General features: G+C 65.0%; 14 protein-coding genes. All 14 read right to left on the bottom strand.

Annotated elements, in window-relative coordinates; all coding sequences use genetic code 11:
- On the bottom strand, positions 1 to 253 hold a 253-nt coding region (locus BST40_RS31030; protein ID WP_425270690.1), incomplete at its 3' end, for an ESX-1 associated ATP-binding protein EpsI N-terminal domain-containing protein.
- A 117-nt stretch (positions 254 to 370) separates the two neighbouring features.
- Entirely contained in the window at positions 371 to 658 is a 288-nt protein-coding gene (gene esxA, locus BST40_RS04385) for a type VII secretion system ESX-1 WXG100 family target ESAT-6 (protein ID WP_023368930.1), read from the bottom strand.
- A 35-nt stretch (positions 659 to 693) separates the two neighbouring features.
- Entirely contained in the window at positions 694 to 996 is a 303-nt protein-coding gene (gene esxB / locus BST40_RS04380; protein ID WP_023368929.1) for a type VII secretion system ESX-1 WXG100 family target CFP-10, read from the bottom strand.
- A gap of 92 nt (positions 997 to 1,088) precedes the next feature.
- Positions 1,089 to 2,189, bottom strand: a complete 1,101-nt coding sequence (locus BST40_RS04375) for a PPE family protein (protein ID WP_075549827.1) — start codon at positions 2,187 to 2,189, stop codon at positions 1,089 to 1,091.
- Between the two features lie 48 nt (positions 2,190 to 2,237).
- Entirely contained in the window at positions 2,238 to 2,534 is a 297-nt protein-coding gene (locus BST40_RS04370) for a PE domain-containing protein (RefSeq protein WP_075549733.1), read from the bottom strand.
- 140 nt (positions 2,535 to 2,674) lie between these two features.
- Entirely contained in the window at positions 2,675 to 4,447 is a 1,773-nt protein-coding gene (eccCb, locus tag BST40_RS04365; RefSeq protein ID WP_083153567.1) for a type VII secretion protein EccCb, read from the bottom strand.
- Positions 4,444 to 6,681, bottom strand: a complete 2,238-nt coding sequence (eccCa, locus tag BST40_RS04360) for a type VII secretion protein EccCa (RefSeq protein ID WP_075549735.1) — start codon at positions 6,679 to 6,681, stop codon at positions 4,444 to 4,446. Before eccCa ends, eccCb begins: the two co-directional genes overlap by 4 nt.
- The gene (eccB, locus tag BST40_RS04355; RefSeq protein ID WP_075549736.1) at positions 6,681 to 8,123 is read right to left on the bottom strand and encodes a type VII secretion protein EccB; all 1,443 of its coding nucleotides are present in this window, start codon (positions 8,121 to 8,123) and stop codon (positions 6,681 to 6,683) included. The genes eccCa and eccB overlap by 1 nt, the downstream gene beginning before the upstream one ends.
- A gap of 3 nt (positions 8,124 to 8,126) precedes the next feature.
- Positions 8,127 to 9,848 carry a type VII secretion AAA-ATPase EccA gene (gene eccA / locus BST40_RS04350; protein ID WP_075549737.1) on the bottom strand — a complete coding sequence of 574 codons (1,722 nt, stop codon included), beginning with the start codon at positions 9,846 to 9,848 and terminating at the stop codon, positions 8,127 to 8,129.
- A 3-nt stretch (positions 9,849 to 9,851) separates the two neighbouring features.
- A complete protein-coding gene (locus tag BST40_RS04345; protein ID WP_075549738.1) occupies positions 9,852 to 10,397 on the bottom strand; it encodes a DUF2694 domain-containing protein in 546 nt (181 codons plus the stop codon).
- A gap of 38 nt (positions 10,398 to 10,435) precedes the next feature.
- Entirely contained in the window at positions 10,436 to 11,287 is an 852-nt protein-coding gene (locus tag BST40_RS04340; RefSeq protein WP_075549739.1) for an ESX secretion-associated protein EspG, read from the bottom strand.
- A gap of 1 nt (position 11,288) precedes the next feature.
- On the bottom strand, positions 11,289 to 11,600 hold the full coding sequence (locus BST40_RS04335) for an ESX-1 secretion-associated protein (protein WP_075549740.1): 312 nt from the start codon (positions 11,598 to 11,600) through the stop codon (positions 11,289 to 11,291).
- 76 nt (positions 11,601 to 11,676) lie between these two features.
- The gene (locus BST40_RS04330; protein ID WP_083153565.1) at positions 11,677 to 12,996 is read right to left on the bottom strand and encodes an EspA/EspE family type VII secretion system effector; all 1,320 of its coding nucleotides are present in this window, start codon (positions 12,994 to 12,996) and stop codon (positions 11,677 to 11,679) included.
- Positions 12,997 to 13,229: 233 nt separating this feature from the next.
- Entirely contained in the window at positions 13,230 to 14,336 is a 1,107-nt protein-coding gene (gene espM / locus BST40_RS32810; RefSeq protein WP_083153563.1) for an ESX-1 type VII secretion system transcriptional regulator EspM, read from the bottom strand.
- Positions 14,337 to 14,387 lie beyond the last annotated feature (51 nt).

The raw sequence follows: 14,387 nt of genomic DNA, 5'->3' as shown, positions 1-14,387 counted from the left end.
GTCCGCCGATGGGCATGGGGGGCAGCGGCGGTTTCGGTGGCGGCGGTGGCGTCGCTACCGACGGTGCCGGCGGGGTCGCTGCGGCCGGGGCAAACGGCTGCGACCAGTCGATCGGCGTCGCCGGAGTGTCGCCATTGGGTTTGGCGGGCGGTGGATACGGCGAACTCGCATCGAAGTACGATTCCGTGTGCTCTTCTTCTGGTGGCTCCGAACCTTCAGCGGGCCGAAAGAGTTTGTCATAGTCGGCCGGCATGAGAACCTCTCAGAAGTTCGCCAATAATAGGACAAAGCACGAGAAGGGGCGAGATCCCCAAAAGGGTTGAACTCGCCCGATCTCGTGCTTCGGTATTGTACGCGAATAGGGTGTTACCTATGCGAACATCCCCGTTACGTTGCCCTCGGTCGAGGCCATGGCCTGACCGGCTTCGCTGATCGTGCGCGAGAGGTTCTGCAGCGCGTTGTTCAGCTCCTGCGCGGTGGCGTCCCACTTCTGCTGGACACCCTGGTAGGCCTCCGAACCGCTACCGCCCCAGGCCGCAGCCAGTTTGGTCAAAGACTGCTTGCCTTCGTCGAGAAGGGAATGAATGCTGGTGACATTCCCCTGAATTGCGCTGGCCGCGGCCTCGATGCCCGCGAAATTCCACTGCTGCTCTGTCATGTCCTATTGCTCCGTTTCTTTGTGGTAATTGGGGGTCAGAAGCCCATTTGTGAGGACAGCGCCTGCTGCTGCTCCTCGTCGGCCTTCGAGTATTGGACGCCGGCCTGACGAATGTTCGTCGAAATTTCCTCGAGCTCAGCCTTTTGTTTGTTGGCCGCCTCTTGGAAGCGCACCACCGCGGCCTGGGCCGCCGTGCCCGCCGCACCACGCCATTGGGCCTGCAGCGAAGCAGCGGTTGACTCGACCTGGTCGATCTGCGTCTTCAGGTCACCGGAGATCCGCTCGAAGTTACCTGCCTCCTGCGCGAGGGTAGCGGCATCGGTCTTCATCTCTGCCATGCTGGACTACTTTCTCTCTTTCTTTTCCTCGCCAAAATGTTGGCAAGTCTTCCGGCCCGGGTGGCCGGGAAGTCTGTTGTCTGCGGCGACGGTCACCAGTCGTCCTCGTCGTCCCAGTCGTCTTCGTCTGCGTCGTTGCGCTCCTGGGTGAGCGTGGCCGGTGCGGCCATTCCCGGTCGGGAAGAACCGCCGGTTTGTGCTCCCTGCCCCATCGCGCCCGCGCCGACCGGGGCCGCTCCGCTGGTCGCTGAGGACCCCGCAGCGGCGGCCGGTTGCACGGCCGGGCCGACAGGCTTATCGAGTAGCTCGCTCATGAGCGGGGTGCGGGCCAACGTCCCGCCGGCGCCGGGCAGCGCTTCCCCGCGTAGCAAACCTGCACCCATACTGGCGCCGGATCCGCCGGCCAGCGGATGGTTGGACAGCGGACTGGTGCCGACCAAGCCCATCTGCAAAGCCTCGTCGTCGGCCGGATTGCTGCCGGCCATGCCGCCGGTCTGGCTGAACATCGACGTCAACTGTTGCATCGGCTGGGTCAGCTGCTGCATGGGCCCGCTCGCCTCGGCGAGCTGGCCCGCCGTCGCCTGAAGCTGGCTGGCCGGTACGCCGGTGACCTGTGACGCCATATCGAAGACCGGGCTCGCCACCATGCTCTGGCCGCTCATGCCCGGGTCGAGGATCGCGGTCATCGGCTCGAGCTTTTCGAAGAGCGTGTTAGCCAGGGTCTCGGCCTGGTAGACGTCCATCGCCAGGGCGGCCTGAGTCCACATGCGGATGAAGTAGTCCATCTCATTGAAGGCGATAGGCACGGTGTTGATGCCGAAGAAATTGGTCGCCATCAGAATCGCGGTGGTGATGTGGTTGGCCGCGATCTCGGCCAGCGACGGCGTGGTCGCCATCGCCTGCGTGTATGCGGCCGCCTGCGCCGTGGCCTGTAGGCCCCGCGTTTTGGCCTGCGTTGAGGCGGTCTGCAGCCAGGTCACCATCGGCAGGGCAGCCGCGATCGCCTTGTCGCTGCCTCCGCCCGTCCACGCTTCACCCAGCGAGTTCAAGCGAGCAGTCAATTCGACGGCCTGAGCATCCAAGGCGGCCGCGAACGCTGCCCAGCCCGTGGCTGCGGCCAGCATCGGAGCCGGGCCCGCGCCGGCCATCAGCCGCGCGGTGTTCAACTCCGGCGGCATTGCGTGCCACCACATGGCGATCACTCCTTTTGGTTGCGCTGTCTCTGTCGGTTGGTTGACCTGTTAGGCGATGACGCCGGCGGCGCCGTCGTCCACTTGCGAATAAGTCCGGGCGATGTCCTGGACCGCGTCTCCGGCCCGTTGCAGTTCGGCCTGGGCCGAGCTGTTGGAAGCCAGCATCTGCGCGCCCGCGGAGGCGAACGCCGCGGCCGCCTGGGCCGAGACCTCGTCGGCGCCCGCGGGCACCAGCCCGGTCACCGACATCACCGCCGTCGCACCCGCTGCCACACCACCGAGCGCGTTATCGCTCACTTGCCCGCCAATGTCGGCAGCGGCGGCGGCGTGTGACATTTCTTCCATTTGCCGATTTCTTCTCCTGGTATTTACCGTCTAGCCGTTAAACCGTTTAGTTATAGCCGGAAACAAACCCCGACGAAGAGCACCGCGCTGGGCTCCGATTACCGCGGTCTCGGGACCTCCTCGCCGCGATTGAAATAATCTTAACCGGGGGTTGGGGGTGCTGCGAACACTTCTTCTGGAGGCTCGATGTAGGGGGCCTGGATGACCTCTTTGCCTTCCGGTGAGACCAGAAATGCCTGGCCAGGGGGCCTCCGCTTGACCTTGAACTCGCTCGACGGGAATTCCTGCTTCTCGCCCGAAAGGAACATTGTGGGGGCGCCCGACCCGAATGCCGCGCCCACGAACTTGTCCATGGTCGCCTTGTATGCCTGGCTCATCTGGCAGGTCACAATGATGTGCAGCCCGATATCTGTCGCAGCCGGCAATAACGGTGCCAGTGGTGCCATTGGGGGCATGCCGCCGGCGGCACCGACAATCATGTGCCAATCATCGACCAGGAGTACGACATCGAATCCGCTCCACCACGAACGCGAGCGCAATTGTGCCGTCGTCAGGTCGGTGGGCGGCAGCCGCTTCTTCAAGTTGACTGCCAGGGCCTTGACCGCCTCGTCCAGACTTGCGCTGTTGCGGTTGATCGCACCGGCGGAAAGCAGGTGGCTGTCGGGCACCGCGTCAAGCAGGCCCGAGCGGTAGTCCGCGAGCATGAACCGCACCTGATCGGGACTGTTGCGGGCACAGATCGCTCGGGCGATGGCGTGGGCAATGGTGGTCTTGCCGGACTTGGCCGCACCGAAGATCAACAGGTGCGGGTTCGAGTGCATGTGCGCGTGGGCCACCGACAGATCCGTCTCGCGCAATCCGATCGGGATCTCCCAGCGAGTGCGGTAATCGGACTCCGGCCCGGGCGGGTTCGGGTCGAGCTCGTACAGGTGAATCCGCTCGGGCAGGACCCGGACCGGCGGCGCCTGGTCGGTGTGCTGGGCCGCGATCTGCGCGACCCCCGCGGTCATCGCCTCCACCAGGTTGTCGGTGCTGTGCACGCCGTCCAACCTGGGCGCCCCGATCATCAAGTGGTGCTTTTCCATCGACACCGCCCGGCCCGGACGATTCGCCGGGATCTCCCGGGCAATCCGGTCGATCTGGGTTTCGTTAACGTCGCCGAGCCGGAACTCGATCTTGGTGCCCAGGTAGTCACGGACCCGTGACTTCAGCTCCGTCCACCGCGGCGTCGAGATGATCACGTGCACACCGAACGACAACCCCTGCGCGGCCAAGTCCTGGACCTGCAATTCCAGGTCGGGAAACTCGCTGACGAACGCCGGCCACCCGTCGATGATGAGAAATACGTCACCATAGGGGTCGGCCGCGACGGGCTGGTTCGGATCGTCACGCAACTGTCGGTACATGGCGATAGAACCCACCCGGTGTTCCTTGAAGGTGGCTTCTCGTTGCCGCAGCACGGATTGCATCTCGGCGACCACCCGGTTGACCTTGTCGGGCTCGGAGCGGCTGGCCACCCCGCCGACGTGCGGCAGGTTTTCCAGGTAGATCAGACCGCCGCCGCCGAGGTCGATGCAATAGAACTGGACATTGCGCGGTGAGTGGGTGGCAGCCGCCGACATCACCAGCGTCTGCAGCAGGGTGGACTTCCCGGTCTGCGGCGCGCCGCCGATACCTATGTTCCCGCCGGCGCCGGATACGTCGACTCCCCAGACGTCCTGGAGGTGGCGGCGCGGTTCGTCCATGATGCCCAGGGCGAAGCGCAGCGGTTGGCGCCGGTCGCGGGCGACCAGCTCGTCGAGCGGTGTGGGATCGGTCAGCGGTGGCAGCCACATCTTGTACGCCCGCGACTCGGCTGTGCTGAGTTGGTCCAGGATGACCTCGCGCAACGTGCGTGTCTCGGTACTGGTCATGACGTCAAGGCCTCCTCAAGCACCGGGGCTGCGGTGAACGGTCGGATTCGCAACGCCTGCTTGGGAATCTGCGGACCGGCCTTGCTGCCGTCGCCATTGGCGTCGACCCCCGCCGGCGGAACATACGGCCCACTGATATAAAACGTGCTGAACTTGACGGGGTCTTCCATGCCCACCCGTAGAAACCCGACACCGCTCTCTTTGTTGGTGATGTAGACCGCTTCCGGAGTCCCGATCACCGCCTTGGACTCATGGGAGCTGGTGGTGCGCAATGCGATTCGGTAGGTCAGGTTGGGTTCCAGTTTGTCGATGCGAACACCGCCGGTCTGCAGCGACTGAGTGGCCAGCAACAAATGCACCCGCAGTGACCGGCCCACCCGGCAAATCCGGTCGAACAGGCCGATGAAGTCGGGATGACTTTGCAGCAGCTCGGCGAACTCGTCAACGACGACGAAAAGCGTTGGCAGCGGCGGAAGGTCGGCGCCACGTTCCCGGTATTTCTCGTACTCGGCCACTCCGGAGAGGGCGCCGGACGCGCCGACCTTTATCCCGGCCTGACGCAGAATCGACTGGCGGCGGTCCAGTTCGCCGGTCAACACCTCGCCCATCCGGCTGACGAGCTCGGCTTCCTCGGCCATGTTGGTGATGACGGCGGCGGTGTGCGGAAGCTTTTCCATTCCCAGGAAGGTCGAGCCGCCTTTGAAGTCGGTGAGCAGCAGGTTGACCTGATCCGGGTGGGTCATGGCCACCAACGACAGGATCAGCGTGCGCAGAAATTCGGATTTCCCGGACCCTGTGGTGCCGATCAGCATCCCGTGCGGCCCGCCGCCGAACTCCGCACCCTCCTTGATATCCAGGTACATGACGTTGCCGGTCTTGAGTTCGTGGCCGAAGGGAATCTTGAGTCGATCACGGTCGGTGTCGGTGTACATCCGCCAGCGGGAGGGGGTGATTTCCTCGACGGTCTTGGCGCCCACCAGCTGATGCCATTCGGTTGCGACCTTCTTCTGGACGCGCGACGTCTTGTCCAGGATGGTGCCCGTGATCGACCAGCCGGCCAGCTTGCGGGCAAGGCGGGCCGCCTCTTGCGGTGACATGCTGTCGGCGACCGAGGTCACCAGGCGAAACTGCTGGCCCGGCAGACGGTCGTCAGCGGTCCCGTCGTCGGCGACCCGGATGCGGTAAGCCGAGCCGCGGTGGTTGCCCAGGGTGAGCACCGTCACACCGGCCCGGCCGTCGGGCGGGAATCCGGCCTTACCGCCGGTGAGGTCCACGACGACGACATAGGGGCCGGTGGGAAGCGTGTCGGGGGCGTGCGGCCCGCGCGCGGCCAGGTCGGCCAGACCGTCCGGGCGGGTGTAGATCATCCGGACCGGTCCGGCAGCGTCGGTATCGGTCTGATGTTGAACGTGCGGCAACCATTTGAGCCAGGACCAATCCGGGTCCTCGGGATCTTCGGTGAGGACCCGGATCTGCAACAGGTCCGGCGGATGGAACACCGCCAGATGGCAGATCATGGCCGTCAGCAACCGGTCAGCGCCCGGCCGCGCGCCGCCGATCGCGATGGTGGGAAAGGTGCGCAACTGCAGCAATTTCGGGCAGTCGTGGATCAGCCCATGGGTGCGCAGGAACTTGACCACCCACATGTGGCTGACCGGCTCGAGATACGGTTGCGGTGCCGCGGAGGTTGCGGCCAATTCGCCACCGACGGCTGGTTTCAGCAATCGATCCACGGCCGGCTGGTCGCCGATCCCGATCCGGGTGGCCGCGTAGAAGTCGCTGTTGGCCGGCCGGGACCACTGCCGCTGGGTGCCGATGAGCGACAGCAGATCGTCGGGATGCGGGGCGTGGTAACCGAAGAACGCCACCTGTGAGGTGGCCGAGGACGTCACCCGTCCGCGGAGCCCGGCCAGGTAACGCAAGTATTCCTTGCGGTCGGCGTTGATTTCCGGCACCTTCTTGCCACCGCCGCCGGAACCCCCGGCCAGCGAGCCGACCATCATCACGATCATCATCAGCGGCATCATCAGCATGTAGGGCGATAGCTGCCTACCGCCGGCGAACATGATCGCGATCATGCCGAGCATGGCGCCACCCATCACGTAGGGCAAAACTTTCTGAACGCCCGAGGGCGGAATGTCGATACCGAGATCGTCGGGTGGCGTGAGGCTGATCTCGCCCGGGGTCAGCCGCGGGCCGCGAGTGATGGTCGGGGTGAATTTCTTCGTCGTCATCAGGGGACTCCGGGTGTTCCGGCGGGCACTTTTCGTGGACTGGGATCGGCGGGAAGCGTTTCGTGCTCTAACAGGGCGGCGTCTTTGGACAGCACCGGCCCGTCAACGAGCAGCCGAACCGCCTCCCAGGGAGCGGTTTTCGGGGAACCCAGGCCCAGCGCCTTGGCGGCATCGGCGTTGGGGACGCCGTAGCGGACCCCCTCCGGGTCGATGTAATACATCGATTCGCCGTAGCGGGGATCTGGGGACTGCAACTGGACGAACTTGCCACCGTCGATGTACACCGTTGCGGTGCCCTGGATCTGCTTGATACCGCTGTTCATCGCCGACGGCGGGATCGGCAGATGCCGTCCGGACAGGACCGTCGTCTTCGGCGACTGATCACCGGCTCGGCGTTCCCACATCCAGCACAGGGTGGGTTCGTCCGGCCGGGACATGATCTTGAGCTGCTCGGCGGGCAGCGGTGAGTCGTAAACGCGTTCGGGAATGCGCACGACCAGGCTCGGCACCACCGCCGGAGGCGCCACCAGTCCATGCGACTGGGTCGCGCGCAGCGCCGCCGCCGTCGTCGCGTTCACGGCGGCGATGCCGTCGGGCAGCACTACGTAGTATTGCGGCCCTTTGTCGGTGTGGATCTGAAATACCGAGCCGATTACCAGATCATCCGGCAGCCCAAGGGTATTCGGCGTTCCCGCGCCGGGTATTGGCGGCAGCTGCCAGGCGCCCATCGCGGGCAGTGCATTGAACATGCCCTCCGACATCGGGACCGGCTGGGCGGTGACGGGGATCCCCATGGCTGAAGTGAGAGCGCGGTCGCTGAGGTCGATCGAGTGGCGCCCCTTGGCGGTGACGATCCAGGTTTGACCCTGGTAGGTCGCCAGCGTTGCCTCGTTGGCCTCGATTGGGTTTATCGACGAATCGATCAGTAACGGCATCACCAGGACCGACGTCTGAACCGCGGCGGAGGCGGCGCCGGGCCGGACGACGGTGTCGCACAGGGTCCACGTCGAGGTGGTGTCCCCGGAAACCGGTGTCGCGTAAGGGGCGCCGGGGATTCCGATGGTCTGACCCAACGGCATCCTGCTCAGTTCCGAGGATTTGACTGTGGCGGGGTTGGCCGGGTTGCCCAGCACCAGCCGCGCCGAGGTCAGGTTGTAGACGGGGTGCAACTGTCCCGACACGATCACATACAGCTGGTTGGTCGCCCGGTCGGTCAGAAGGCTGCTGGCGCCGAGCTTTCCCTGGGGTTTGAAGAAGGCCAGCAGCCCGGCCCCGAGCAGGATCAAGACCGCGATGACGATGCCGAGCCCGACCGAACGGCTGTAGAACTGCAGCGGATCGTCGAACATGCGGGTGTCACGCCGCACGATGGCGTGCTCAAGGCGGCGAAGCAGGAAGCGCCAGCCGCTGACCTGAACCTTGGTGGTGAGGCGAAGCCCCATGGTTCACTCTCTCATGTTGAGGTGCGCATGCACAGAGGCGATCGCCTCGGCCATGTCTGACCCGTTGATCTCTTGCAGCCGGTCCACATCCAGAGATTCGATGTCGATGCCCTGCGCCAGGCGCATGTCCCGGTATTGCTCGGCAGCTTCGACCAATTGCCGTGCGTAGCGGCCGTTCCCGGCGATGTCGAGGGCCGGGCGGCCGCGCAACGTCCGCTCGTGCAGCGTCTTGGCGGCTCGCAGGAACTCGTCGGCGGCTTCGGCGCTCAGCATCGAATCATTGGCATTGGCAATAACTTTCGCGATTTCCAGGAGCTCTTCGGGGCTGTAGGTGTCGAACTCGATGCGGGTGGCGAAGCGGGACCGCAAGCCTTCGTTTGTTTCCAGCAGCCGGTCGATGTCCGAACTGTAACCGGCGATGATCACCACCAGCCGGTCACGGTCGTTTTCCATGCGGGCCAGCAGAGTGTCCATCGCCTCCTGCCCGAACGGGTCGGTACGTCCATCCCGTTCCTGAACCAGCGCGTAGGCCTCGTCGATGAACAGCACGCCGCCCAGGGCCTGATCGATCGTCTTGGCGGTCTTGACCGCGGACTGCCCCTCGTATTCGGCGACGAAGTCCTTGCGTGAGGTCTCGACTAGCTTGGGTTCGGCGATGACACCCAAACCGGCGAGAATGTTGGCGACCACGCGGGCGATCGTGGTCTTGCCGGTACCGGGCGGTCCGGTGAAGATCATGTGCTTGCTGGGCTGGGCGACTTTCATTCCCTTGGCAGCCCGAACCCGGGCCATCATGGTCGCCGCGCGGTATCGCTCGATCTGAGCCTTGACGCGGGTGAGTCCGATCTGGCGGTCCAGCTCGGCCTGGGCTTCGGCCAGCAGCCGCTCGCGACCGGTGTTGTCGGTCACCACGCTGCTCGGATCCCACGGATCGGAGCGGGAGGCGATCTGCTCGGCCGTGGTCGTCTTCAAACGATACGATGAATCCTTCAGCGCCGCTGACACTTTCGGATCCGGATGGGTGGTCTGCAACCATTCCAGCAGTGCCACCGCGGCGTCTTCGTTGCCCTGGGAGCGACGCGCCATGGCCAGATACCAGGCGATGGCGCGTGCGCACGCTTCACCGGCCGGCGAGTCGTTGGCTTCGGTGAGGCGGCGTTCGGCTTCGGTGAACAAGCCCAGGTTCGCCGCCGCCACACCGTGCGCCACACCGGCAGCACCGGCCAAAAACTTGTCCGGCCATTTCGCGCCGCTTTTGACCTCGTCAATCACATCGGTCCAGCGCTCGGCGGCGCCGTAGATCACGGCTTTGAGCCACGACACCAGATGCTCGGACCCGGCGACCGCGCTGGCCTCGATGGCTTCCATGGCGTCGGCGTAATTGCCTTGGGCCGCTTCGGATGCGGCGAAACCCATGGTGATGGCCAGGGGCGATGCGACGGGGTAGGTGATATCTCCGTACAGGCCGCCGATGGGGACTCTGGCGCCCAGGGTGCTCATCGAGATCTGCGCCGAACCCGCCAATCGGCCGAAGTTCCGGCGCGAATACCAGGCTCGGAACAGTGTCACCCGGTCCAGGTCACCGCATCTGATCCGGCCGACCCACGCATCGCACGCCGACTCGTCGTCATTGGTGATTTCGGTGAACAGGTCCAGCGACCGTGCCTCAGACAACGGCAGCATGCCGACGGCACTTTCGAACAGACCGGCCAGGCGATCAGTCATGTATCACCGTTCGTTGTACCGAGAGGTGTAATCGACCTCGTAGCGAGTGGCGAACACCTCGGCTTCGGCTGCGGCGGCTTCTTCGGGCGTCGGCAAATTCAGCGTCATCCCCACGAACTCGCGAAGCAGGGCATTCGCCTCCTCGCCGTCGCCCGCCAATTCATTCATGCTCTCCATCATGAAGGTGTGCTGGGCTGCCCGGGCTTTTTGCCGGGCCAGGTCGGCGATGACGAAGATCTCCTCGGCAAGCCCTGATTCGGTCATGCGCGATGCCTTGTCAGTGACCGTGATCTTCTGGATGATGCCGCCCATCATCGCAGTGACCGACACGCTGCCCTGCGGGTTGGTTACCGTGAACAACTCGAGCTCGGACTCTTCTTCCTTCTCGGTCAGCCCGTGCAGGGCGTCCAGGTCGGCTCCCGCGGTGTCCGCCGGCTCGGCCGGCGCGTACTCATCGAGCGCGTCGAGTGAGGATTCCTCGGCCGCACCGGCGGTGAAATCCAGCGCGTCGAAATCGTCGCTGACGTAGTCGTTCCCGGGCAGGTCCACTATGGCTCCCTTTCTGACTCGTGACGGGGATTGAGCAGTCAGCCTCGGGCGGAGGCTTGGGTGTGATCCGAGGCGTGATCTAACCAGGAGGCCGCTGGGAGAAGCTCCACCAGGGCGTCCAACGAGCGCTGCAGGTTCTGCGGCGTGCCCGGGAGAAAGCTGCCGTACAGTTCACCGCTGACGATGCGGGGAAGTGAGACCAGCCTGCCGTGCGCCGAGTCGAGGACACCGGCGGCCGCCTTGGTGTGCGTCGTCGTGCCTCCCGGATGGCGTTGGCTCGCGACGATTTCCACCCAGCTGTCCGGATTGTTCACGATTTCGGTGTAGATGCGGGCCGCGGTGGGCGCCAGGCCGTAGCGGGTCAGCTGAGCCGCGGTGGTGCACTCGGCCAGTTCGCTCGCGATGCCGGTGAGCGGTTCCACGTTCGCCGGGTCCGCGGAACCCAGCACCGCGGTCACCATGCCCGCCAGGCCGACCTGCGGGGCCACCAGCTGAAGCACCAGCAGGTCACCGTTGCGCACTGCGATGACATGGCGATCGTCCTTGCGGCACACCACAAACCGCACCATGACGCCGCCGACGTCGCGGCGCCACCAGCGAGCTTCGAGGGTGCGGTCCGGCCGACTCAGGGTGTCCACCATCGAGGCGACCGTCGGATGCGGGTAGCCGTTGTGGTCCAGGACGCCTTGCGCGGTGAGGTCACGCCGCACCTGGTCCCAGACGACTTCCCGCAGATCGTCTTGCGGGATGTTCGGCCGGATGCCCAGCGCCACTGGGAAATCGACCAGGTGTAACCGGTCCGCGAGTACCAGCATGCCGTCGATGGTGACCTCGACGCCGACGACGTCGTCGACGAGGCCCGCGCGGCCGGTAGCGAGCGGACCGGTCATATCAACCGAAGATCTTGTCGATGACGCCGGCCAGACCTTGGTCGGAATTCAGGTAGGCCCCGGCCGCCGAGAGCAGATTGTTAGCCAGCCCGCTAGTGACCCCTTGCAGCCCAGTGCCGGTGCTGTTGCGGGTCGTCTCGAACTGTTGCAACGTGTCGTTGAATTTCGACGTGAATGAACCGTGGGTGATCTGGACGCGCTGGCTGATTCCGCTGGGTGCCGAGGTGGCCGATTTGAGTTGGCCGACGATCTCGTTGTGCATACCCGCCAGTACCTTCAGAAAGGACGGTACGACGCCGAGTATTCCTGTCATGGGTGGACCTTTCCGCTACGTTCTTCTTTTTACTCGCTATGGCTTTGGTGCGCTTGGCTTTGATACGGCAGGCGCATCAAACCAGCCCACTCGGCGCGGGCCTGGGCGGCGGACCCTGGCGCTGCTGGCCGCCGGCGGCCCCGGCGTCGATCGGAGCGCGCTCGGCACCTGCTCCCGCGGCGGCGCCTTCCTCGTCTTCTTCCCGCTTGTCGCTGACGAGGGTGGCCTGCTGCTGGCCGCCCTGCTGGGCCTGCGAGGAGATCATCTGCGCCTGTTGGCCGGCCATGCTGCCGAGCTGGCCCGGCCCACCGCCAGCTGACACCAGGTGCTGCAGCTGACCCATCGTCGCCGTGAGCGAACTGACGTTGGGCAGTTGGGCAAACGACATCAGGTCGCTGAAGCTGAGGCTGGGCAGGCCGGCGAAGCCGCCCAAGAAATCGGGCAGGGCGGCCAACTCCGTCCAGGTTGGCAACTTGCCGAGGTTGCCGATTCCCGGGATCAAGTCGCCCAGGCTCGGTAAGCCGGGGAACAAGTTCGGGATGCTGGGCAGGCCGGGCAGGCTCGGGAATCCGGGGATGGGCAAGCCAGGGAAGCTCGGCAGGCCGGGCAGACCGGGCAGGCCGGGCAGGCCGGGCAGGTTCGGCAAGCCGAAGTCGGGCAGGCCCGGGATGGACGGCCACTCGAAGTCGGGCAGACCCGGAATCGGCAAGTTGAAGTCCGGTATACCCGGGACGGGCGGCCACTTGAAGTCCGGCAAGCCCGGGATGTCGGGCAGGCCCGGGATCGGAATGTCGGGCAGTTTCGGCGGCCAGAGGCCGTCGATGATGTCGGGGATGCTGGGGATGGGCAGACCCGGGAACTTAGGCAGCGTCGTCAACATCTCGATGAGCCGACCGAGCAGACCCTGCAGGTTGGTCACGTTCATCAGCGTCATGATCGTCAGGTACAGAAGTGCGCCGCCGACGGTAGCCATGGCAATGCCGGACATCGGCAGTGCGAGTTCCCACGACCACAGCCAACCCAGCAGCGGAACCTTTTCCAGCCCCCTGCAGACCTTGTAAACACCGTCGATCATCTTCTTCATCGCCCGCAGGACGTCGCGCGTGTTGGAGACGTACTTGGCCTGGTTTGAAATCATGTTGCCGGTCAAAGAGTCGATGTCGCCCATCACCTTTGCGCGAAGTTGCTGCGCAATGTTCTGGTTCAAATAAGCGTCGGCGGCTTGGCCGATCCAGTTGGCGCCCGGAATGGCGAGCCCCATCTTGTCGCTGATTTGCTTGAACAGCGTCGCGCCCGTGTTGAAGACATCACCTGGGTCGGGGATGCCCTCGCCGAGCAAGAGCAACTGGCCCCAAATGAAGTTACTGGTGTTCTTGCAAAGGTCGCTGCCCTTCATTTACGTCTTTCCTCACACTCGCTGATTCTGTGCACTGACTGTTGTGCACCTTTACACCGCACGTTGAGCTTAGCAGCGCTGTGGTGGCGGTAGATGCACGAATTTTTTGGTGAGCCGGGCGATTTCGTGCGCAACGCGTGACGTAGCCGCGCAGCCGGCCGACCGGGCGACGGTGCCGTTCCCCGGACGATTGAACTCGAGCGCTCCATTGTGTTGCGGCCCCCGGAGTCGACTCAATTGATTTGACGGATAAGCGCTTCGATTGCTTCGGCGGCTTCGGCTGGCAAAGCTTCCTCGGCTTCGGCGCGGACAATCATTTCTTCTGCCACTCCGGCTGCCTGTGCAGTTTCGGATGCGGAAAGATTGGCGCGCCGGCGCGCGGCATATAAACGCTGCGCCAGCGTGGCTCCCGGGGCGGTGGCCCCCAGCGTCATCAATTTGTCGTGGTAACGGCGGACCGCGCCCAGTGCCTTGATCAGTTCGGGGGTAATACGACTGATGCGAGTCGCCTGTACGGCGATGCCCTCGAGTTGACGCAAGTCGGCGAGGATCGGCGCTGCCCGCTCGGTGAACTCGGGGTCCTCGGGCGGCGGTAACGCGGCGATGGCCAGGCTGCAGGTGTCGACGGCCGCCGCCACCGCCTGCGCGATCAACGATGCCGGGCCCTCGGCGGGCGGTACCTCGGCATCTGCCTCGAAGGTCGGTAGCGCCGCCTGCTGTCCGGCGGGCTCGCCCTGGCGGATCCGGGCGATGGTCCCGGGCGGCCATTGCAGCACTTCCTCGAGCTTGGCCCGGGTCCGTTCCCGTGGCCAGCTACGGCCTTTCTCGAAGGCGATCAATGCGCCCGCATTGATGATCCCGTCGGCCGCGAGGCTGCGCTGACTGATGTCGAGCTCACGTCGCCTTGCCGCAGCGGCCGCGCCGGCGCGGACCACGCCGGGATCGGGTTCGCTGGTCTGGCCATCCGACTGGTCCGCCGGTCGTTGTTCACGGCGCTGCTCTTCAGGCGAATTCGACGGCCTGACGACTTCGAACGTCAACGCCTTGCCTCCAGTGGGATCGCCGAACCGGACGATGGTCTTGTCGCTGACGGTCGCAGATCCTTTGCGTCGTCCGTCGACGAACATACCGCTCGGGCCGTTGCCGAGGATGCGCCACGGTCCATCTTCGGACACTGCGCGCAGATGTGCCTGCGAAACGTCCGGATCATCAACCTGGACACCGGCTTGGGGTGTGCGACCAATGGTCACGACGTCACGGCCGGGGGCGATCGCGTGCGACGGTTCGCCGCTGTGGGCGACCAGCAGAACCGGCCCGACAGGTGAATCGGCGTTGGGCATCTGCGTCGCTTCCTCACTTTTCCGGGGCACGTCTTAGCTGGCGGGTAGTGG

It is taken from the genome of Mycobacterium persicum, from assembly GCF_002086675.1.
In the GTDB taxonomy this organism is placed as follows: domain Bacteria; phylum Actinomycetota; class Actinomycetes; order Mycobacteriales; family Mycobacteriaceae; genus Mycobacterium; species Mycobacterium persicum.
The sequence above is the reverse complement of the archived record's forward strand: the minus strand, read 5'-3'. Positions and strand labels throughout refer to the sequence as shown.

Bases quoted from the DNA above. Each gene is read 5' to 3' on its own strand.
- BST40_RS04330 (WP_083153565.1), bottom strand. From the start codon at position 12,996: ATGAAGGGCAGCGACCTTTGCAAGAACACCAGTAACTTCATTTGGGGC.
- BST40_RS04370 (WP_075549733.1), bottom strand. From the start codon at position 2,534: ATGGAAGAAATGTCACACGCCGCCGCCGCTGCCGACATTGGCGGGCAA.
- eccB (WP_075549736.1), bottom strand. From the start codon at position 8,123: ATGGGGCTTCGCCTCACCACCAAGGTTCAGGTCAGCGGCTGGCGCTTC.
- eccA (WP_075549737.1), bottom strand. From the start codon at position 9,848: ATGACTGATCGCCTGGCCGGTCTGTTCGAAAGTGCCGTCGGCATGCTG.
- esxB (WP_023368929.1), bottom strand. From the start codon at position 996: ATGGCAGAGATGAAGACCGATGCCGCTACCCTCGCGCAGGAGGCAGGT.
- BST40_RS04375 (WP_075549827.1), bottom strand. From the start codon at position 2,189: ATGTGGTGGCACGCAATGCCGCCGGAGTTGAACACCGCGCGGCTGATG.
- esxA (WP_023368930.1), bottom strand. From the start codon at position 658: ATGACAGAGCAGCAGTGGAATTTCGCGGGCATCGAGGCCGCGGCCAGC.
- eccCa (WP_075549735.1), bottom strand. From the start codon at position 6,681: ATGACGACGAAGAAATTCACCCCGACCATCACTCGCGGCCCGCGGCTG.
- espM (WP_083153563.1), bottom strand. From the start codon at position 14,336: ATGCCCAACGCCGATTCACCTGTCGGGCCGGTTCTGCTGGTCGCCCAC.
- BST40_RS04335 (WP_075549740.1), bottom strand. From the start codon at position 11,600: ATGACAGGAATACTCGGCGTCGTACCGTCCTTTCTGAAGGTACTGGCG.
- eccCb (WP_083153567.1), bottom strand. From the start codon at position 4,447: ATGACCAGTACCGAGACACGCACGTTGCGCGAGGTCATCCTGGACCAA.
- BST40_RS04340 (WP_075549739.1), bottom strand. From the start codon at position 11,287: ATGACCGGTCCGCTCGCTACCGGCCGCGCGGGCCTCGTCGACGACGTC.